General features: G+C 62.2%; 15 protein-coding genes. 10 read left to right on the forward strand and 5 right to left on the reverse strand.

Annotated elements, in window-relative coordinates:
* Positions 1-66: 66 nt before the first annotated feature.
* The 3 genes from E4M07_RS01540 to E4M07_RS01550 all read right to left on the reverse strand — a co-directional run bounded on the left by E4M07_RS01540 (position 67) and on the right by E4M07_RS01550 (position 2,811).
* Entirely contained in the window at positions 67-933 is an 867-nt protein-coding gene (locus E4M07_RS01540; RefSeq protein ID WP_136656523.1) for an ABC transporter permease, read from the reverse strand.
* A 20-nt stretch (positions 934-953) separates the two neighbouring features.
* On the reverse strand, positions 954-1,724 hold the full coding sequence (locus E4M07_RS01545) for an ABC transporter ATP-binding protein (protein ID WP_136657463.1): 771 nt from the start codon (positions 1,722-1,724) through the stop codon (positions 954-956).
* Between the two features lie 100 nt (positions 1,725-1,824).
* On the reverse strand, positions 1,825-2,811 hold the full coding sequence (locus E4M07_RS01550) for an ABC transporter substrate-binding protein (RefSeq protein ID WP_136656524.1): 987 nt from the start codon (positions 2,809-2,811) through the stop codon (positions 1,825-1,827).
* A gap of 400 nt (positions 2,812-3,211) precedes the next feature.
* Between E4M07_RS01550 and E4M07_RS01555 the strand changes: the two genes are divergently transcribed.
* Both E4M07_RS01555 and E4M07_RS01560 read left to right on the forward strand, forming a co-directional pair.
* Positions 3,212-4,795: a trimethylamine methyltransferase family protein gene (locus E4M07_RS01555; RefSeq protein ID WP_136656525.1), complete on the forward strand. Its 1,584-nt coding sequence runs from the start codon at positions 3,212-3,214 to the stop codon at positions 4,793-4,795.
* A gap of 66 nt (positions 4,796-4,861) precedes the next feature.
* Complete coding sequence (locus E4M07_RS01560) at positions 4,862-5,743, forward strand: DUF4396 domain-containing protein (protein WP_136656526.1); 882 nt, start codon at positions 4,862-4,864, stop codon at positions 5,741-5,743.
* 42 nt (positions 5,744-5,785) lie between these two features.
* Here E4M07_RS01560 and xsc read toward each other — a convergent pair whose 3' ends face one another.
* Positions 5,786-7,561 carry a sulfoacetaldehyde acetyltransferase gene (xsc, locus tag E4M07_RS01565; protein WP_136656527.1) on the reverse strand — a complete coding sequence of 592 codons (1,776 nt, stop codon included), beginning with the start codon at positions 7,559-7,561 and terminating at the stop codon, positions 5,786-5,788.
* 121 nt (positions 7,562-7,682) lie between these two features.
* Positions 7,683-9,161, reverse strand: a complete 1,479-nt coding sequence (locus tag E4M07_RS01570) for a PLP-dependent aminotransferase family protein (RefSeq protein WP_136656528.1) — start codon at positions 9,159-9,161, stop codon at positions 7,683-7,685.
* Between the two features lie 307 nt (positions 9,162-9,468).
* On the opposite strand from E4M07_RS01570, the gene E4M07_RS01575 reads away from it, so the two are divergent.
* The 8 genes from E4M07_RS01575 (at position 9,469) to E4M07_RS01610 (ending at position 19,994) form a co-directional block, all read left to right on the forward strand.
* Positions 9,469-10,380 carry a bifunctional enoyl-CoA hydratase/phosphate acetyltransferase gene (locus E4M07_RS01575; RefSeq protein WP_206057152.1) on the forward strand — a complete coding sequence of 304 codons (912 nt, stop codon included), beginning with the start codon at positions 9,469-9,471 and terminating at the stop codon, positions 10,378-10,380.
* A 141-nt stretch (positions 10,381-10,521) separates the two neighbouring features.
* Positions 10,522-12,993, forward strand: a complete 2,472-nt coding sequence (locus tag E4M07_RS01580) for an FAD-dependent oxidoreductase (protein WP_136656529.1) — start codon at positions 10,522-10,524, stop codon at positions 12,991-12,993.
* A gap of 569 nt (positions 12,994-13,562) precedes the next feature.
* Positions 13,563-14,324: a hypothetical protein gene (locus E4M07_RS01585; RefSeq protein ID WP_136656530.1), complete on the forward strand. Its 762-nt coding sequence runs from the start codon at positions 13,563-13,565 to the stop codon at positions 14,322-14,324.
* Between the two features lie 13 nt (positions 14,325-14,337).
* Positions 14,338-15,486 carry an FAD-binding oxidoreductase gene (locus E4M07_RS01590; RefSeq protein ID WP_136656531.1) on the forward strand — a complete coding sequence of 383 codons (1,149 nt, stop codon included), beginning with the start codon at positions 14,338-14,340 and terminating at the stop codon, positions 15,484-15,486.
* 174 nt (positions 15,487-15,660) lie between these two features.
* A complete protein-coding gene (locus E4M07_RS01595) occupies positions 15,661-17,946 on the forward strand; it encodes a bifunctional salicylyl-CoA 5-hydroxylase/oxidoreductase (RefSeq protein ID WP_136656532.1) in 2,286 nt (761 codons plus the stop codon).
* A 4-nt stretch (positions 17,947-17,950) separates the two neighbouring features.
* Positions 17,951-18,712 carry an SDR family NAD(P)-dependent oxidoreductase gene (locus E4M07_RS01600; RefSeq protein WP_136656533.1) on the forward strand — a complete coding sequence of 254 codons (762 nt, stop codon included), beginning with the start codon at positions 17,951-17,953 and terminating at the stop codon, positions 18,710-18,712.
* Positions 18,709-19,182 (forward strand): MarR family transcriptional regulator, encoded by a 474-nt coding sequence (locus tag E4M07_RS01605; RefSeq protein ID WP_136656534.1) that lies wholly within the window; start codon positions 18,709-18,711, stop codon positions 19,180-19,182. The genes E4M07_RS01600 and E4M07_RS01605 overlap by 4 nt, the downstream gene beginning before the upstream one ends.
* Positions 19,183-19,190: 8 nt before the next feature.
* Positions 19,191-19,994, forward strand: coding sequence for an enoyl-CoA hydratase family protein (locus E4M07_RS01610; protein WP_136657465.1), 804 nt, complete (start codon positions 19,191-19,193; stop codon positions 19,992-19,994).
* Position 19,995: the final 1 nt, after the last annotated feature.

Here is a 19,995-nt window from a genome sequence, read left to right on the forward strand (position 1 = left end):
TTCCGAAAGCAGAATCAAAAAGGCCGCGGTCTTGCAACCGCGGCCTTTTTGATTGGTACCGGCTTGTCAGCCCTTGCCCTTCCAGGGGATCAGCCAGCGCTCGAGATAGCGCATGAAGATCTCGATGATGTAGCCGATGATGCCGATGATGATGATGCCGATCACCACGGTGTCGGTCTGCAGGAAGTTCTTGGCGATCATGATCATCGAACCGACGCCCTTGTCGGCGGCGACGAGTTCGGCTGCAACGACGGTTCCCCAGCACACGCCCATCGCAGTGCGCAGGCCGGTGAAGATCTCCGGCAGGGCATTCGGAAGGATCACATGGCGCAGGATCTGCATCTTGGAGGCGCCGAGCGAATAGGCGGCATGGACCTTCGAGATGCGGACGCTCGAGACACCGGAGCGCGCGGCGATCGTCATGATGAACAGCGAGGCGAGGAACAGCAGGAAGATCTTCGCCGTTTCGTCAATGCCGAACCACAGGATGATCAGCGGGATCAGGGCCAGCGGCGGGATCGGCCGCATGAACTCGACGATCGGGTCGAACAGTCCGCGCGCGGTCGAGGAAAGGCCCATGGCAAATCCCAGCGGGATGCCGACAACGGCGCCGTAGAGAACGCCCGACAGGACGCGGTAGACGCTGATGCCCACATGCTCCCAAAGCGAGACGTTGCGGAATCCTTCTGTCACCAGAAGCACGATGCGGTCGAACGTTCCGCCGACGGTCGGCCAGTAGAATTCCTTGACCAGGCCGAGGCGCGACGACAGCACCCACAGCATGATGAGGCCGCAGACGATCAGGATGCTGTAGAAGCGGCCTGAGTTGACGGCACTGGCGTCGCCGAACTTCACAGTCTTCTGGCGCGTGAACGCGTTGTCGGCGAGCCCGAGCCAGATGGCGGCCTCGGAGGGTTCCCTTTTTTCTGACATTGTTCTCTCCAGTCCCTAGTCTAAGCGCCGACCTGGCCCATGATTTCCTCTTCCATTTCCCAGATCATGGAGAGGATCTCCTCGCGCTTTTCGACAAAGTCCGGTCCGGCCTTGATGTCGCGCGGGCTCTTGGTCATGCCTTCGTCGGCGAAGGGAAGCTCGTAGATTTTCTCGATGCGGCCGGGCCGCGGTGCCATGACGATCAGTTTTTCGCCCAGGAACAACGCTTCCTCGACCGAGTGTGTGATCAGGATGATCGTCTTGCCGGTTTCCTTCCAGAGCTTCAGAACGAGGCCCTGCATCTTTTCGCGGGTCAGCGCGTCGAGCGCACCGAGCGGCTCGTCCATGAGGATAACGTCCGGATCGTTGGCCAGGCAACGGGCGAGGGCGACGCGCTGCTGCATGCCGCCGGAAAGCTGGTAAACCGGCTTTTCGCCGAAGTCCTGCAGGCCGACGGTCTGCAGCAGGTGATCCACCTTTTCCTTGGTCTCGGATTTCGGCTTGCCCGCCATGTTCGGCCCGAAGGCGACATTCTGCGATACGGTCAGCCATTCGAAAAGCGCGCCCTGCTGGAACACCATGCCGCGTTCGGAGCCGGGGCCGGTAACCGTGTGATGGTTGAGGCGCACTTCCCCCGACGTCGGCGCAAGGAAGCCGGCAATGATATTGAGCAGCGTGGTCTTGCCGCAGCCGGACGGGCCGAGCACGGAGACGATTTCGCCTTCCTTGATGTCAAGGCTGACATCGTGAAGGGCATGGACCTCGCCGCCGCCGGGCAGCGTGAAGACCATGGATACTTTGTCGATTGCGATGCCGGTCAATTGCTCTCTCCATATTGGAAGTGGATGAGGCGAAGCGGGCGGTGCGAACACCGCCCGTCCAATCGCGGCATTATTTCAGGTAGTTGGGATCGACGAACTGTGTGTAGTCGTCAAGCGCTTCGTCCATGCCGCCGGCGGCGACCATGACGTCCGCGACACCCTTGGTCATTTCCTGGACACCGCCGCCGAGCCAGTTGGCGCCTTTCTGATCTTCCGCACTCGGGAAGCCGAAGTTGGCCATGTAGTCCTTGGTGGCCGCAGCATCCATGCCGGCCGCCTTGGCGATGATCGGATAGGCGGCATCGGGATTGGCCTTGTAGGCTTCATTTGCGGCTTCCGTCACCGCCATGAATTTTTCGACCAGGTCGGGATGTTCCTTGGAGAACTCCTCGGTGACGCTGACGATGTCGAACGTGTTGATGCCGATGGCTTCCTGTTCGGCGCCTGTCATCAGCGGCTTGCCGAATTCACGCATGCGGTTGAGCGCGCCGCCGAAGCCGCAGGCCATGGCGACATCGCCGCGGGCGAGCGCGACAGCACCGTCCGGCGGGTTCATCTGGACGAGGTTGACCTTGTTCACGTCAACGCCGAGATGTTCCATGGTGCGGAGCATCTTGTAGTGGGTGACATTACCGATGGGCGTTGCCACCTTCTTGCCTTCGAGATCCTTGGCATTGTCCTTGGTGATGCCGGCATCGTTATGCACGATGCAAAGGTCGTTTTCAGCGTAGGTGACGGCGATCCCGACCAGCTTGAGCGGCGCGCCGGTGCTGACGCCGACCACGAACGGAACGAATCCCTGGCTGTAGGCGATCTGGACATCCCCGGACACCATGGCCTGGGTCATCTCGTTGCCGTTTCCGAAGGCGCGCCAGTTGACCTTGACGCCCAATTCCTTGTCGTAGGTCTCCTCCATCTGGGCAACCTGATTCGCCGTCGGCCATTCAAGGAAATAAGCGACTGTGATCTCGTCAAGCGCGAGAGCCGCGCCGGTGCCGCAGACAGCGGACATTACCGCCCCGCTCACCAGGGCAATCAGTTTCTTTTTGATGGACATGTTTTTCCCCTTGTTCGGACTTAGGTACATCATGGTGTCGGATTGTTCCGACTTATTGATTCAATCGGGACATCGGGGCGAAATCCTGTCGCCAACTGCTTTGCCTGCCGGCTATCCAGCAGCGCGGTCCTTTCGAGGCAACGCGTCAATGCTCCCGCCACTATTAGGCAATTATTGGGGTGGCCAAAGGTAGTGCCAGCCATGACTCCTGCTTGGTGCCAATCCCGGGATCAGCGCCAATCCACTGGTTTTTTTGCCATTCTCATGAAAATTGTTGGTGTAATTTCACGAAACTGGCCCTATAGTGTCGTGGGACGGTTCCTCATGTCCGGTCTTGTCCGTGGGACGGGCCAGATGACAGCGTCCGAATTGAGCGAGGCCGGTTGGAGGAGTGAAGCCGATGTCGAAGCTTGTTGACGAGGTGGAGGTGCCGGGTGTGGAACGGGAAAGACGCCGTTCTGGAGGACGGGAAGCTCGGCGGGCAATGCGCGCCGCACCACTGGACAAATCGGCACGACCGGTCAGACCCGGCATGCCGTCGGGCAATTACCGTCCGCTAACCCAGAACGATATGGAACGCATTCACGAGGCGGCGCTGACGATCCTCGAGGATATCGGCATGGGACAGCCGATCGAAAGCTGCATCGAAGTGTGCACGGCGGCCGGCGCGACCTACGGCGAGGACGGACGATTGCATTTCCCGCGTGCGCTGGTCATGGAAACGGTCCGCGATGCCGCCCGGGACCTGACGATCTGCGCTCAGGATCCGGCGCACGACATGACGCTGTCAGGTCAGAAAGTCCATTTCGGCACCGCCGGTGCGGCGGTTCACATCGTCGACGTGGAAAAGCGTGAGTACCGCGAATCCGTCCTGAGCGATCTCTACGATGCCGCACGCATCGTCGAGACGCTGGACAATGTGCATTTTTTCCAAAGGCCGCTGGTCGCGCGCGACATACCCGATCCGGTGGATCTCGACATAAACACCCTTTATGCGTGCCTGCTCGGCACCACGAAGCACGTCGGCACAAGCTTTTCCGTAGGCGAGAGCGTCGGACCCTGCCTGGAACTCCTGCACATGATCGCCGGCGGTGAGGAGGCGTTCCGTGCTCGTCCGTTCGTCTCCAATTCCAACTGCTTCGTCGTGCCGCCACTGCGGTTTGCCGAAGACGCCTGCCATGTGCTCGAACAGTGTGTGCGCGGCGGCATGCCGGTACTTTTGTTGTCCGCCGGGCAGGCGGGCGCGACGGCGCCTGCGGCAATTGCCGGGGCAGTGGTGCAGGCGGTCGCCGAGGTGCTGGCCGGGCTGGTCTACGTCAACGCGATTTCGAAGGGTCATCCGGCGATCTTCGGCACCTGGCCGTTCGTGTCCGATCTGCGCACCGGCGCCATGTCGGGCGGATCCGGCGAGCAGGCCCTGCTTTCGGCCGCCTGTGCGCAGATGGCGCATTTCTACGATCTTCCCGGCGGCGCCGCGGCCGGCATCGCCGATTCCAAGATGCCGGACGTGCAGGCAGGATATGAGAAGGGCATCACCAATGTGATGGCCGGACTGTCCGGCCTCAACATGGTCTATGAATCGGCCGGAATGCATGCCTCGCTTCTCGGATTTTCACTGGAGAGCCTGATCATCGACAACGACATGCTGGGCCAGTGTCTGCGTTGCGTCCGCGGCGTCGAGGTGAATGACGAAACGCTCTCGCTCGCCTCGATCAAGGATGTGTGCACGAACGGACCGGGCCATTATCTCGGTCACGAGCAGACGCTGGCGCTGATGCAGACCGAATACATCTACCCGGTGATCGGCGACCGCACGAGCCCCAAGGAGTGGGTGGAAAAGGGCAGGCCCGATATTGTCGAGACGGCGATCGCGGAAAAGAACCGCATCCTGTCGTCGGTCTTTCCGCGGCATATCTCGGCGGAACTCGACAGTGCCGTCCGCAAGCGTTTCGACATCCGTCTGGCGGCGGCGGGCGACAGGTAGAAATTTGCAATAAACCACCGCAGGCTGCATGGTCCGGGCGATTGATGCGGCGTGGAGGCGATTCGGATGCTCGATGGCGCGATGACGGTCTGGTTCGTTCTGACCGCGTGCAGCATCGCCTTTGTCGTCTACGATTCACTTTACAACGGAGTGACGAGCTGGGTTCAGCGCGCCGCATGGATCCTGGTCACCGCCTATACCGGGCCCGTCGGCCTGTTCTTCTACCTGCTGGCCTGCCGCAGGCCGTTCACCGGCGGTCACGACCGCTACACGGCTGCGGGCTGGAAGCAGGCGGTCAACAGCGAAATGCACTGCCTGGCAGGCGACGCGACCGGCATCCTTGCCGCGGCGCTCGTCGTTTCGTCGCTGGGGCTGGCAAACGGATGGGATATCACGGTTGAATATCTCGCCGGCTTCGTCTGCGGGCTTTTCATCTTCCAGGCGCTGATGATGATGGGCATGTATCAGGGAAATTACTTGCTGGCCGTGCGCAAGACCTTCTTCGCCGAAACGGTCTCCATGAACTTCGTGATGGCGGGAATGATCCCGACCATGGTCGTCCTGGCCCATCTTTGGGAAGGTTCGGAATCGCCGGTCAACGCAGCCTTCTGGTTCCGCATGAGCCTTGCCAGCCTCGTCGGCGGGATTGTTGCCTATCCGATCAATTACTGGCTGGTTTCACGGCACCTCAAGCATGGTTGCATGACGTTGCCGGGCGCTGACGGGCCTGCGGGCGGCCTCGGGCACAGGTCTCCGGAACCCGCCACACACGGGCACATGGAAGGCATGCACGGCCAAGTGCATCAGGGGCACGAAATGAGCGATCACGGCGCCATGGAAATGGGCAGCCTGAGCGGCGCAGCATCTACGTCCTGGGTGGTGTTTTCGTTTGCCGTACTGTTCGCGGCGCTGGTCGGCACCGGCTATTTTGTGCCCATCCGATTCTGAAATCCGCGGCCCGTCCCATAGCGGGCCGCGGAGCGACCGGAGTCAGGCGCCCTGCTGGGGACGCATGTCTTCCGGATTGATGCCCGCCACCTCGACCGGTTTCTTCATGGCGTCGCGGCGGAACGGCTCGCCGAGTTCCTGGTTCAAAACGACCTCGATGAAGGTGGTTACGCCGTTTTTCTGCTCATTACAGGCTTCGTGCAGCGCCGTCGTCAGATCGTCCTGGTTGGTGACGGTGACGCCCTTCAGGCCGCAGCCCTCGGCGACCTTGGCATAGCTCAGATGCGGATCGAGCTCGGTGCCGACGAAATTGTTGTCGAACCAGAGCGTCGTGTTGCGCTTTTCGGCGCCCCACTGGTAGTTGCGGAAGACCACCATGGTGATCGCCGGCCACTCGTCGCGGCCGCAGGACGTCATCTCGTTCATCGATATGCCGAAGGCGCCGTCGCCCGCAAATCCGACGACCGGCGTGTCGGGGCAGCCGATCTTGGCACCGAGGATGGCCGGGAAACCGTAGCCGCACGGGCCGAAGAGGCCGGGCGCCAGGTATTTGCGGCCCTTTTCGAAGGTCGGATATGCATTGCCAATGGCGCAGTTGTTGCCGATGTCGGAGGAGATGATCGCCTCCTTCGGCAGGCCGGCCTGGATGGCACGCCAGGCCATGCGCGGCGACATGCGGTTCGGCTGGTCGGCCCGGGCGTCCTGGTTCCAGGAGGTGCCCGGGTCATCATCCTCGTGATCCATGCTGGAAAGGGTCTGCAGCCAGGATGACTTGGTCTGGTGCACCAGCGCCTTGCGCTCGGCGCGGCCAGCGTCGCCGGCCGACGGGGACAGTTTTTCGAGAATCTGCCGGGCGACGGCCTTGGCGTCTCCGCAAATGCCGACGGACACTTTCTTGGTGAGTCCGATGCGGTCCGGATTGATATCGACCTGAATGATGCTGGCATCCTTCGGCCAATAGTCGATGCCGTAGCCGGGCAGGGTGGAGAACGGGTTCAGCCGCGTGCCCAGCGCCAGCACGACGTCTGCCTGGGCGATCAGTTCCATCGCCGCCTTCGAGCCGTTGTATCCGAGCGGACCGCAGGCCAGAGGGTGGCTCCCGGGGAAGCTGTCATTGTGCTGGTAGCCGCTGGCTACCGGGGCGTCGAGGCGTTCGGCCAGCGCCCGGCAATCGTCGATGGCGCCGCCGATGACAACGCCCGCGCCGGACAGGATCACCGGGAAGCGCGCATTCGACAGGAGCTCGGCGGCCCTTTCGATCGCGTCGGCGCCGCCGGCCGGCCGTTCCAGTCTGACGATCTGCGGCAGCTCGATGTCGATCACCTGGGTCCAGAAGTCGCGCGGCACGTTGATCTGCGCCGGCGCGGAGCCTCGAATTGCTTTCTCGATGACCCGGTTGAGGACTTCGGCCATGCGCGACGCATCGCGCACCTCTTCCTGGTAGCAGACCATGTCGCGGAACAGCGCCATTTGTTCGACTTCCTGGAAACCGCCCTGGCCGATGGTCTTGTTGGCCGCCTGCGGCGTGACCAGGAGCATCGGCGTGTGGTTCCAGTAGGCGGTCTTGATGGGCGTTACGAAATTGGTGATGCCCGGTCCGTTCTGGGCGACGGCCATGGCGATCTTGCCGGTGGCGCGGGTGTAGCCGTCGCAGATGATACCGGCATTGGTCTCGTGGGCGCAGTCCCAGAACGTGATACCCGCCTTCGGGAACAGGTCGGAGATCGGCATCATGGCCGATCCGATAATGCCGAATGCGTGCTCGATGCCGTGCATCTGCAGAACCTTTACGAAGGCTTCCTCGGTGGTCATTTTCATTGCGGCAATTCCTCTTGACGTACGGATGGATCACGCCGAAACGCGGCGCGCGTTCCAGACTTGATAGTGGCTAACTGGCACCATGCCGTAGAGCCAGATCAACCGGTAGTTTGAACCAGTGTCAGCCGGGCGCTATCGTGCGCACAATTCCGGCCAGACGCTCGATGCCCGGTTCGATGCGTTCCTCGGCAATCGACGAGAAGCCGAGCCGGAAATAATTGCGATGGTTTTCGGGATCGGAGAAATAAATGTCGCCCGGTTCGATGACGATGCCCTCCTCGAGCGCCCGGCTGGCAAGCGCGTTGCAATCCAGCCATTGCGGTCCCTTCACCCAGTAGGAGGTGCCGCCGAACCCGGGCGTTTCGGCCCAGCCGGGGAAGTGCCTGTCGAGCGCTTCGCCCATGGCGATCCAGCGGTTGCGGTAGCTGCGATGCAGCCTGCCGATGAGCGTATCGTGGTGACCGAGCGCGAGAAACAGGGCCACGACGCCCTGGTTGTTGCCCGGCGGGTGGCGCAGCATCAGCCGCCGCAGGGCGCGTGCTTCGCGGATGAGCGCGGCGGGTGCCACCATGAAGCCCATGCGCAGGCCCGGCATCAGCGATTTCGACAGGCTGCCGACATAGAGCACGCGCTGACCCTGATCGAGCGATTTCAGCGCCGGCGTGGGTTCGCCCTCGTAATTGGTCTCGAACTCGTAGTCGTCCTCGATGATCAGGCTGTTGTTGTCGACCGCCCATTCAAGCAGCGCCTTGCGCCGGTCGAGGCTCATCGTCACGTTGGTCGGGTACTGGTGGCTCGGCGTGACGAACACCAGTTCCGATCCCATGAGCTCCCTGCCCAGGGTAATGCCCTCTGAATCCACCGGGACGTTGCGGATGTGTTCGGTCCGCAGTTGAAAGATGTTGCGTATGTCCCGGTAGCCGGGATCCTCGATCGCAACGGTCGTGTCGCGTTTCACCAGCAGGCTGGAAAGCAGGTAGAGCGCATTCTGGGCGCCGAGCGTTACCAGGATCTCATCCGGATTGGCGAGAATCCCGCGGCGCGTCAGGATGCGCTGGCGAATCTGTTCGATCAGAATCCGGTCGTCCTCGGCAAAATGGTCGTTGGTCCAGGCATCAAGCCATTTACGTCCCATGGACTGGCGCATGCAGTCGCGCCACGCGGCGATCGGAAACAGGGCCGCGTCGGCCTGCCCGTAGATGAAGGGATAGGGGTAGTCGTGCCAGTTGTCCGGCTTTTCGATATTCGTCTGGCCGCTCGGCTGGACCCGGAAACGGCCGTCCCAGTCGGGTTCCGGCCGGTCCAGTTGCTCGGCCGGCTGCGGCGCCATGCTCGCCATCGTCCCGTCATGGATGTCGGGCGAGACATAGAATCCCGAACGCTCCCGGGCGATAAGGTAACCGTCCGATGCCAGTGCCTGATAGGCCAGCATGACCGTGTTGCGCGAGACCTTCAGCCGCTTTGCCATCGCTCGCGTCGAGGGGATCGGTGCACCGACCGGCAACTGACCGGACAACATCGCCGACACCAGCATTTCGCGGATCTGGGTCTGGAGCGTCGTCATCTCCATACGTTCGACGTGGAAAAGAGAATTGCGCATGCCGCGCTCCCGTTTGCGATCGGTGACCTTCCGATCTGACTGAACTGGCCCCATTATGAGGCCAAACCAACCAGCTTAATCAAGGCCTGGTCTTAAGATTTGGCACGATTGGTCATGTACCGATCCATCCCCCGGTGCCAGTTTGGTTGGCGGAGGCCACGCGCCCTCCCGGCAAACTATTGAATTACAACGATGAAACGAGCTGTAGCGATCTCGAAACCGATAAACCGCCGCATCGGAACGGTGCGCTCGAAAACGCAGCGTGGGACCAGTCCTGTGTCAGAATACGCCGAAGAACGGGTCCGCTATGATCAGTGAGGCGCCCGTTGAATTGCCGCACGGGCTGATGCGCCGGGCGGAGAGCGGCAAGGCTGCGAGGGCCGTTATCGCCGGGGCCGTCAGCGAAGTCGTTCTCGAAAGCGTCCGCTTGTCCATGCAGGCCGGATTGGTGGATCCTGTCCTTGTCGGGGAGCCGGAGGCCATCCGCAGCGCTGCCCCGGACATCGTGGACCGCGATGTCGAGGTGATTGCGGCCAGCGGAGACGATGAGCTCGCGCGGGCCGCTGCCTTACGCGCGTCGCGCGGCGATGTCGACATGGTGGTCAAGGGCCATGTGCACACGGACGCCTTCATGGCGGCCCTGTTGACCGAAGAGGCGGGTATCCGCCAGCCGGGCCGGCGCATGACCCACTGTTTTCACCTGACCCTGCCGGGCCACGAGCGCCCGCTGATCATCACCGACGGCGCCGTCAATGTCGCGCCCGACCTTCAGACCAAAAAGGCGGCGATACTCAACGCGATCAACCTGGCGCGGGCGGTCGGTATCGGCCGACCCAAGGTCGCGATCCTCTCGGCCACCGAATCGCCGCTACCGCAGATGCCCTCAAGCATGGAGGCTATGGCGTTGAGCGAATGGGCGCTGGAGCATGTCGCCGATGCCGATGTGTTCGGCCCGCTTGCCTTCGACAACGCCGTATCCATGGCCGCCGCCCATCTGAAGGGCGTTGACCACCCGGTGGCGGGCGATGCTGATATCCTGCTGGTGCCGAGCATCGAGGTGGGCAACGCACTCTTCAAGATGATGGTCTATTTCAACTCCGCCTGCGCCGCCGGCGTGGTCCTTGGCGGTCGCATTCCGATTGTCCTCACCAGCCGGGCCGATTCGCCGCAATCGCGGCTGGCTTCCATCGCGCTCGCGAAACTTTCCGTCGCCGTCTGACGCACAATCCGGTAACGAGACGCGGTAGGCTTTTTCTCCGGCGTATTTCGCATTACGGGCTGGACCTTTGCGCCGTTTCGTGAAAATATTGGCAAAAATTTCACGAGAGGCGCTGGTCGCCTCTGCCGCAGGGAGACCACCATGGCCGAATTTCCCCAGCACACACGCGTCCTGATCATCGGCGGCGGCGTCGTTGGCTGTTCCGTTGCCTATCATCTGGCCCATCTCGGCTGGAGCGATGTGGTGCTGGCCGAACGCAAGCAGCTGACCAGCGGAACCACATGGCACGCGGCCGGTCTGATCGCGCAGTTGCGGGCGACGATCAACATGACGCGGCTCGCCAAATACAGCCAGGAGCTCTACGGCGGGCTCGAGGCGGAAACGGGCATTGCGACCGGGTTCAAGCGCAACGGTTCGCTCGCGGTGGCGCTGAGCGAAGACCGGATGGAGGAGTTCCTGCGCAACGCCTCGATGGCCAAGACTCATGGCGTGGAGGTGAATGTCGTTACCGCGAACGACTGCGCGGAGATGTATCCCTACCTCAATACCGACGGTGTTGTCGGCGGCCTGCATATTCCGCTCGACGGGCAGGGCGATCCGGCCAATATCGCCATGGCGCTTGCCCGCGGCGCGCGCAACAAGGGCGTGAAGATCTTCGAAAACACGAAGGTCGAGGCGATCCATGTCAAGGACGGTAGGGCGATCGGTGCGCGCACCGACAAGGGCGAAATCACCGCTGACATCGTCGTCAACTGTGCCGGCATGTGGGGGCACGAGGTTGGCCGCATGGCAGGCGTCAATGTTCCGCTGCACGCATGCGAGCATTTTTATATCCTGACGGAAGCCGTGTCGGGACTTCCCGGCAACCTGCCGGTGCTGCGGGTGCCCGACGAATGCGCCTACTACAAGGAAGACGCGGGCAAAATCCTCCTCGGGGCGTTCGAGCCGGTGTCGAAACCCTGGGGCATGGACGGCATCCCGGACGACTTCTGTTTCGACGAGCTGCCGGAGGATTTCGACCACTTCCAGCCGGTGTTGGAGATGGCTGTCGGGCGCCTGCCGCTGCTTGAAAGCGCCGGCATCCACACGTTCTTCAACGGGCCGGAGAGTTTTACACCCGACGACCGCTACCTGCTCGGGCCGTCGCCGGAAGTTGCGAATTTCTTTGTCGCCGCCGGCTTCAACTCGATCGGTATCCAGTCGGCCGGCGGTGCCGGCAAGGCGCTCGCCGAGTGGATTGTCGAGGGAGAGCCGCCCTTCGATCTGTGGGATGTCGACATACGCCGCATGGAGCCGTTCCAGGGCAACCGCACATACCTGAAGAACCGGGTGAGCGAAACGCTGGGCCTGCTTTACGCCGATCACTACCCGTACCGGCAATACGAATCGGCCCGCGATGTCCGCCACACACCGTTTCACGAAAAGATGGCCGAGCGGGGCGCCTGCTTCGGCGAGACGGCGGGCTGGGAGAGGCCCCACTGGTTCGTGCCCGCCGATGATCTCAAGAACGGCGTCAAACCCGAATACGAATATAGCTGGAAGCGGCAGAACTGGTTCGCCTATGCGGCCGGCGAGCACAAGGCGGTTCGCGAGAGCGCCGGCGCATTCGATCTTTCGGCCTTCGGAAAGTTCCTGGTCGAGGGTCCGGACGCCATGGATGTGTTGCAGCGCATCTGCGCCAACGATGTCGATGTCGAGCCGGGCCGCATCGTCTACACGCAATGGCTCAACGCGCGCGGCGGCATCGAAGCGGACCTGACGGTAACGCGGCTGGCGGCGAACCGCTTCATCGTGGTGACTGGCGCTGCCGTGGCAAACCGCGATTTCACCTGGCTGACGCGTCACATACCGGACGAGGCGCGATGCATCGCCGTCGATGTGACCAGCGGCGAAGCGGTGCTCGGCGTGATGGGTCCGAATGCCAGAAGGATCCTGGAGAAGGTGACGCCCGCCGATCTCTCTAACGAGGCGTTCCCGTTCGGCTCCTGCCAGACGATCGAGCTGGGCATGGCAACGGTGCGCGCGCACCGCATCACCTATGTCGGCGAACTCGGCTGGGAGCTCTATGTCTCGGCCGATATGGCCCGCCATGTCTTCGACACGGTGATGGCAGCAGGCGAGGGCGAGGGGCTGCGCCTTGCGGGCATGCATGTGCTGGACAGCTGCCGCATGGAAAAGGCCTTTCGGCATTTCGGGCACGATATCACCGACGAGGACCATGTCCTCGAGGCCGGTCTCGGCTTCGCGGTCAGGACCGAAAAACCTGACGGCCGGTTCGGGCCGTTTATCGGCCGCGACGCCGTGCTCGAGCGCCGGCAGGCCGGTCTGACCAAGCGGCTGGTTCAGTTCCAGCTCGTCGATCCGGAACCGCTGCTGTATCACGCCGAGCCGATCGTGCGCGACGGTGAGATTGTCGGCTATCTGACATCCGGCAATTACGGGCATCACCTGGGCGGCGCGCTGGGCCTGGGCTATGTGCCGGCGCGCGACGGAGAAAGCGGCAAGGACATGCTTGCTTCGCGCTACGAGATCGAAGTCGCCGGAAAAAGATGCGAGGCGATCGCCAGCCTCAAGCCGCTCTACGATCCGAAAAGCGAGCGGATCAAACTGTAGCTGTCCGCACCCATTATGACCGCCGGCAAGCGTGCTCATGCCAGCCGGCAGCATCAACGTGTCGGTGTTGCTTAGCAAGTTGAGGTAGATTTCAACGACGGGAACGTTGGAAAACAGCTGACTTGCGCCGAATGCCGCCACCGTGACGACCGGTACTTCATCCAGACGGGCCTGCAAGGGTCCGAGCAGGGACCGCAGGGCACCGGATGCAAGCACGGCGCCGGTGACAATAAAACATTGCCACGATGACATCCCAGTCTATGGTTTTCCATGCATCTTCAGGTTAAATGTCCCGGCTAACTAGCAGAACCAGCGCGCCGCTTCCCACTATGTGCCAGAGGCGGTTTTTTTCCGGGAGCCATTGTCGGATTGATGTAAAAAAAGAAAATCGCCATTGCGACCGCGAGGCTGAATGCCATGCTTTCAGCGCCCTTTGTTCAGTTATACGGACTATGTCGTTCGATGCCCATTTCAAATACGAGCGCATGGCACTGATAAAGCGAAAAGCAGTGCCACAGAGCGCATAGCCGCCTCACAGAATCAGTCCGCCAAAAAGCAGAGGCTAAACCATGGACACATCAAACTCTTCATACACCGCAGTGACACCGGAATTCATGGCGTCGTATGATCACTGCACGCCAAGCGGCCATCTCCACCCTAGATGCAAGCTGAACAGGCTTGCAAACATCGGGTTGGATTGCCGGGCGGAGGTCAGCCCCGAGATCGATCTCGACGCGCTGACAGATCGCAGCTACACCCATCTTTGTGAAACCAGCGATGATGGCTGGCTGATCGGAGGCGGTGACACCACAAAACTGGTGCGTCCGGACACTGCCCACGCTGAGATCTGGCGCATTGGTCCAGGCAAGCGCGAGGAGGGTGGATTGCCACTCGATCTGGTCGAGAAAGTGATGCGTGCCGTCAAATTTGCCCCGATTCGCGTCAAACCGCTCCGCGTTAACCTGACGCCGGCGAACGAGCTGGAGCTTCTGCTCTCGTACGAACCGGACTCGGTTATTGGAAAGCTGTTCGGCATTTTCAGTACGGTGTTGGCATGCCCTTGCGGCGACTACGGCAATCCGTTCCACATTACGATGGTGAGGGGCGTAAAATTCCGTTCCGAAGATGCGCAGAAGGCTTATTTCGCTCGGGTCGATCCGATTGTTGAGAAATGGAAGGCCGATTTTCCGGAGGGCGTCATCTTTAATGATGGCGGAGTGGATCTGTTTGAAAACCGCGAGAAGATCATAGCGCATGTGTCGCCCAGCATTGTGAGCGATGTTGCGGCGGACATAGAGCATTTGAAAACGTTGGTGACTGAAGGCACGTAGGCGAAGCGTAACCATGACAGCCAACTTTGACATTGTCGTCATCGGCGCCGGCATTGCGGGCGCGTCGGTCGCCTACGAGCTGGCAGGCGATGCCCGCGTTGTCGTCATCGAGATGGAAAGCCATCCCGGCTACCACACGACGGGGCGCTCGGCAGCGATCTTCTCCGAGGCTTACGGGCCGGCGCCGATCCGGTGCCTGACCAGCCAATCGCGGGCGTTTTACGAGAATCCCCCGGATGTCTTCGGACAGCATCCCCTGCTGACGTCGCGCGGGGTGCTTTATGCGGCGAGAGACGATCAGCTCGAGAGCCTCGAGGCGCTTCGGTGCAACCTGTCCGGCAATGCGGATATGCGAATGGTCGATGCCGGCGACATCGGTCGGTTGTCCCCGCTGCTGCGGCCCGGTTACGCCGTAGCCGGCCTTTACGAGGAACAGGCCAGCGATATCGACGTGAATGCACTTCACCACGGGTACCTGCGCGGCCTGAGGCGGCGCGGTGGCGAGGTGATCGTCGATTCGCAAGTGTATTCGGCAGAACGCAGGAACGGCGTGTGGATCCTTTCCACGCGGCGTGGCACCGTGGAGGCGCCCGTCGTCGTCAACGCGGCCGGTGCGTGGGCCGATGAACTGGCGGCGAAACTCGGCGCGAACCCCGCCGGACTTGTCCCCAAGCGCCGGACGGCTCTCGTCATCGCCGCACCGGAGGGCGCGAACCCGGACAGGTGGGCCGCGACGGTGGACGTGGATGAGCAGTTCTATCTCAAACCGGACGCCGGCCGATTGCTGATTTCTCCGGCGGATGAGACTCCGTCGGCTCCATGCGACGCGCAGCCGGAGGAGATGGATATCGCAATCTGCATCGATCGCATCCAGCGCGCGTTCAGTGTCGACGTGAAACGGGTGGAAAACTGCTGGGCAGGCCTGCGGACCTTCGCCGAAGATCACGCGCCGGTTTGCGGTTACGACCCGGCGGTGGAGGGTTTTTTCTGGCTTGCCGGACAGGGCGGCTACGGAATCCAGTCCGCACCGGGCCTGTCACAGCTGGCGGCATGCCTGGTGAGCGGCAAGTCCTTGCCGGACGGTCTGGAACAGCGCGGTTTCAGGGTGGCAGATGTATCGCCGCTTCGTCTGCGCCGGCGGACGGAAGTCGTCGAATCCTGACCACTGCGGTCGAAAATGGCATAGATCGGCGGCACAATGTTGAAGTTTAAAAACATTTCAACCTAAAAATTTTAAGCTTGAAATATCTCTCAAAGGATGGCAACCTTCCCCTCATGAAACGGGCCACCGGCTTTCAATAAAGCCTCCCGGCGGCCAGCAGACAGGGATGAGCCGATGCGTATTGCATGCCTTGGAGGAGGGCCGGCCGGGCTCTATTTCGCCATCAGTATGAAATTGCGCGATCCCGAGCACGAAGTCGTGGTGATCGAGCGCAACAGGCCGGACGACACGTTCGGCTGGGGCGTGGTGCTTTCCGACGAGACGCTGGACAACCTGCAGGAAAACGATCCGGTCAGTGCCGAGGCCATTCGCGAGCATTTCGCCTACTGGGACGATATCGCGGTCCACTATCGCGGGACCACGGAGACCTCGACGGGACATGGTTTTTGCGGCATCGGCCGCAAGCAGCTCCTGCTGCTCCTGCAGGAAAGGGCGCGTTCGCTCGGCGTGGATCTGCGTTTCGAAACCGAGATCGACAGTGCCGCCGCCTATTCGAGTGACTACGACCTGGTGGTCGCCTCGGACGGGCTGAACTCCAAGACCCGCAACGAGTTTTCTGAATTCTTCCGCCCTGAAATCGATGTGCGCCAGTGCAAATTCGTCTGGCTCGGAACGCATCAGAAGTTCGACGACGCCTTCACCTTCATCTTCGAGGAGACGGAACACGGCTGGATCTGGGCACACGCCTATCAGTTCGACGACGACACGGCGACGTTTATCGTCGAGTGCCGCGAGGAGACCTGGAACAAGTTCGGCTTTGGCGACATGAGCCAGGAAGAGTCGATGGCCGTGTGCGAGAAGATCTTCGCCAAATATCTCGGCGGCCATTCGTTAATGTCGAATGCCCGGCACATCCGCGGTTCGGCCTGGCTCAACTTCCCGCGCGTGCTTTGCGAACGCTGGTCGCACGACAATGTCGTTCTGCTCGGCGATGCCGCAGCGACGGCGCATTTTTCCATCGGTTCGGGCTCGAAACTGGCCATGGAGAGCGCCATCGCGCTCGCCAACTACCTGCACAGCGAACCGTCCATGAAGGCGGCCTTCGACCGTTACGAGGAGGAGCGCCGTGTCGAGGTTCTCAGGCTGCAGTCGGCGGCCCGCAATTCCACGGAATGGTTCGAGAATGTCGAGCGCTACCTGCATCTGGATCCCGTTCAGTTCAACTATTCGCTGCTGACGCGCTCGCAGCGTATCAGCCACGAGAACCTGCGGATGCGCGACCCGGACTGGATGCAGCGCGCCGAAGGCTGGTTCCAGGCGCGGGCCGGCGTCAACGGCCACCGCGCGCCGATGTTCGCGCCTTACAGGCTGCGCGACATGCAGCTCGCCAATCGCGTGGTCGTCTCGCCGATGGCGCAATACAAGGCCGTCGACGGCTGTCCGACCGACTGGCACCTCGTCCACTACGGCGAGCGGGCCAAGGGCGGTGCATCTTTGGTCTATACGGAAATGACCTGCGTCAGCCCGAAAGGGCGGATCACGCCTGGCTGTCCCGGAACCTACGCGCCGGAACACGAGGAAGCCTGGCGCAGGATCGTCGATTTCGTGCACAGCGAGACACCGGCCAAGATCTGCATGCAGCTCGGCCATTCCGGCGCGAAGGGCTCCACCCAGCTCGGCTGGGAGGAAATGGACTCTCCGCTGAAGAACGGCAACTGGCCGTTGCTGGCACCGTCGGCCATCGCCTGGTCGCCGAACAACCAGGCGCCGAAGCCCATGGATCGGGCCGACATGGACCGCGTCATCGAACAGTTCGTCGACGCCGCGCAGATGGCAGAGCGCGCCGGCTTCGACATGCTCGAAATCCACGCCGCCCATGGATATCTGTTGTCCTCGTTCATCACGCCGCTCACCAACAATCGCGACGACGAATACGGCGGATCGCTGGAAAACCGGATGCGGTTCCCGCTCGAAGTCTACCGCGCGGTGCGCGCCTGCTGGCCGGACGGGAAACCGATCTCGGTGCGCATTTCCGCCAATGACTGGGTCGGCGACGAGGGTGTCACACCTGACGACGCGGTGGCGATTGCCGCAATGCTCAAGGATGCCGGTGTCGATATCTGTGACGTCTCGGCGGGGCAGACGTCGATACGGGCCGAACCGGTCTACGGGCGCATGTTCCAGACGCCGTTCTCCGACCGGATCCGCAATGAAGCGGACATGGCGACCATGGCGGTCGGCAACATCTACGAGCCGGACCATGTTAATTCCATCCTGATGGCAGGCCGCGCCGATCTTGTGTGTCTTGCGCGCCCGCATCTGGCCAATCCCTACTGGACGCTGCACACTGCGGCAGGCCTCGGCGACACGCAGACCGAGTGGCCGCTGCCCTACCTGGCGGGGCGCGACCAGCTCGTGCGGCTCGCCGAGCGCGCCGAGGCGCAAACGATGAGGGTATGAATCATTGGGGAAACTGAGCGGTAAACATGCGGTTGTGACCGGCGGCGGCTCCGGGGTCGGCGCGGCGATCGCGCGCAAGCTCGCTGAGGCCGGCGCGACTGTGACCGTGTCCGGACGGCGCAAGGATGCGCTCGACGAAGTGGCGAAATCCCTCGGCGGCATATCGGCCAGGACTTGCGACGTCACCGACCCCGACAGTGTTTCAGCGCTGTTCAAGTCTGTCGCCGACGACCATGGCGGCGTCGACATTGTCATAGCCAATGCCGGCGCGGCGCAGGCCTCTCCTTTCGCCAAGCTCGACCTGGAAAGCTGGCGCAAGACGATCGATGTGAACCTGACCGGGGCCTACCTCACGCTCCATGCCGGCGTCGCCGCCATGGAGAACAAGGACTGGGGCCGCATGATCACCATCGCCTCTGTCGCCGGCCTGCGCGGGTATCCCTATGTTGCTCACTATTGCGCCGCCAAGCACGGTGTCATCGGCCTGACCCGGTCGGTGGCGATGGAGCTTGCCGCCAGCGGGATCACCGTCAACGCGATCTGCCCGGGCTACACGGAAACGCCGATGCTGACCCGGGCGCTGGACAATGTCATGGACAAGACCGGCATGAACCGGGAAGAGGCGACCAAGGCGCTGCTTAGGACCAATCCCATGGGGCGGTTCATCCAGCCGGACGAGGTGGCGCAATCGGTCCTGTGGCTGTGCGGCCCGAATTCCGGGGCGATCACCGGTCAGGCCCTGTCCGTATCGGGAGGCGAGGTATGAGCACCGCTGTTGAAACCCTGGGCATTGAAGAGCGCGACAAGCAGCGCCTGCGGATCTGGCTGCGGCTGTTGAAGATCTCGCGCCAGATGGAGGCCGAGATCCGCGAGCGGCTGCGGGTCGAGTTCGCGACGACGCTGCCGCGGTTCGACGTGCTGGCGGCGCTTTACCGCGAACGGGACGGCATGAAGATGAGCGCGCTTTCCGCCGCGCTCATGGTCTCGAACGGCAATGTCACCGGCATTGTCGAGCGCCTGGTTTCCGACGGGCTGGTGGTTCGGGTACCGGTCAGCGGCGACCGGCGGGCCATGATCGTGCAGTTGACCGACAAGGGCCGCGAGGAGTTCGCGCACATGGCCAAGGTCCACGAGAGCTGGATCGCATCCATGCTCAACATGCTGAGCGACGAGGACGCCGACGTCCTTGTCGATCTTCTCGACAATGTGCAGATCAAGGGAGTGCGGACGCGATGAGCAGACAGATGGCGGGTCTTGAGCCGCGGCATTTCAACTGGCGCATGGACGGCAAGGTCGCGGTGATCACGCTCGACCGGCCGGATCGCAAGAACCCGCTGACCTTCGACAGCTACGCGGAACTGCGCGACACGTTCCGCGACATGGTCTACGCGGACGATGTCGACGCGGTCGTCTTCGGCTCGAATGGCGGCAATTTCTGTTCCGGCGGCGATGTGCACGACATCATCGGCCCGCTGCTCGACCGCGACATGAAGGGGCTGCTCGAATTCACCCGCATGACCGGCGATCTCGTCAAGGCGATGGTCGGCTGCGGAAAGCCGATCATCGCGGCCGTCGACGGCGTGTGCGTCGGCGCCGGGGCGATTGTCGCCATGGCCTCAGATATCCGTTTCGGGACACCCGAGGCGAAGACCGCGTTCCTGTTCACCCGCGTCGGCCTTGCGGCCTGCGACATGGGCGCCTGCGCGATCCTGCCGCGCATCATCGGCCAGGGCCGGGCATCCGAACTGCTTTTCACCGGCCGCACCATGTCGGCGGAGGAGGGCGAGCGCTGGGGCTTCTTCAACCGGCTGTTGGACGCCGATGCCCTTGAAAGCGAGGCGGTCGCCTTTGCAACGAAGCTGGCAAACGGGCCGAATTTCGGACACATGATGACCAAGACAATGCTCAAGCAGGAATGGGCGATGTCGATCGAAGAGGCGATCGAGGCGGAAGCGCAGGCGCAGGCCATCTGTATGCAGACGCGCGATTTCAAGCGCGCCTACGATGCCTTTGTCGCCAAGGAAAAGCCCGTGTTCGAGGGAAATTGAG

This window comes from Nitratireductor sp. XY-223 (assembly GCF_004959855.1).
Lineage (GTDB): Bacteria > Pseudomonadota > Alphaproteobacteria > Rhizobiales > Rhizobiaceae > Hoeflea_A.

Coding starts and splice junctions, on each gene's coding strand:
- E4M07_RS01590 (WP_136656531.1), top strand. CDS start 14,338: ATGACAGCCAACTTTGACATTGTCGTCATCGGCGCCGGCATTGCGGGC.
- E4M07_RS01560 (WP_136656526.1), top strand. CDS start 4,862: ATGCTCGATGGCGCGATGACGGTCTGGTTCGTTCTGACCGCGTGCAGC.
- xsc (WP_136656527.1), bottom strand. CDS start 7,561: ATGAAAATGACCACCGAGGAAGCCTTCGTAAAGGTTCTGCAGATGCAC.
- E4M07_RS01595 (WP_136656532.1), top strand. CDS start 15,661: ATGCGTATTGCATGCCTTGGAGGAGGGCCGGCCGGGCTCTATTTCGCC.
- E4M07_RS01585 (WP_136656530.1), top strand. CDS start 13,563: ATGGACACATCAAACTCTTCATACACCGCAGTGACACCGGAATTCATG.
- E4M07_RS01580 (WP_136656529.1), top strand. CDS start 10,522: ATGGCCGAATTTCCCCAGCACACACGCGTCCTGATCATCGGCGGCGGC.
- E4M07_RS01570 (WP_136656528.1), bottom strand. CDS start 9,161: ATGCGCAATTCTCTTTTCCACGTCGAACGTATGGAGATGACGACGCTC.
- E4M07_RS01555 (WP_136656525.1), top strand. CDS start 3,212: ATGTCGAAGCTTGTTGACGAGGTGGAGGTGCCGGGTGTGGAACGGGAA.
- E4M07_RS01540 (WP_136656523.1), bottom strand. CDS start 933: ATGTCAGAAAAAAGGGAACCCTCCGAGGCCGCCATCTGGCTCGGGCTC.
- E4M07_RS01575 (WP_206057152.1), top strand. CDS start 9,469: ATGATCAGTGAGGCGCCCGTTGAATTGCCGCACGGGCTGATGCGCCGG.
- E4M07_RS01545 (WP_136657463.1), bottom strand. CDS start 1,724: ATGGTCTTCACGCTGCCCGGCGGCGGCGAGGTCCATGCCCTTCACGAT.
- E4M07_RS01605 (WP_136656534.1), top strand. CDS start 18,709: ATGAGCACCGCTGTTGAAACCCTGGGCATTGAAGAGCGCGACAAGCAG.
- E4M07_RS01550 (WP_136656524.1), bottom strand. CDS start 2,811: ATGTCCATCAAAAAGAAACTGATTGCCCTGGTGAGCGGGGCGGTAATG.
- E4M07_RS01610 (WP_136657465.1), top strand. CDS start 19,191: ATGGCGGGTCTTGAGCCGCGGCATTTCAACTGGCGCATGGACGGCAAG.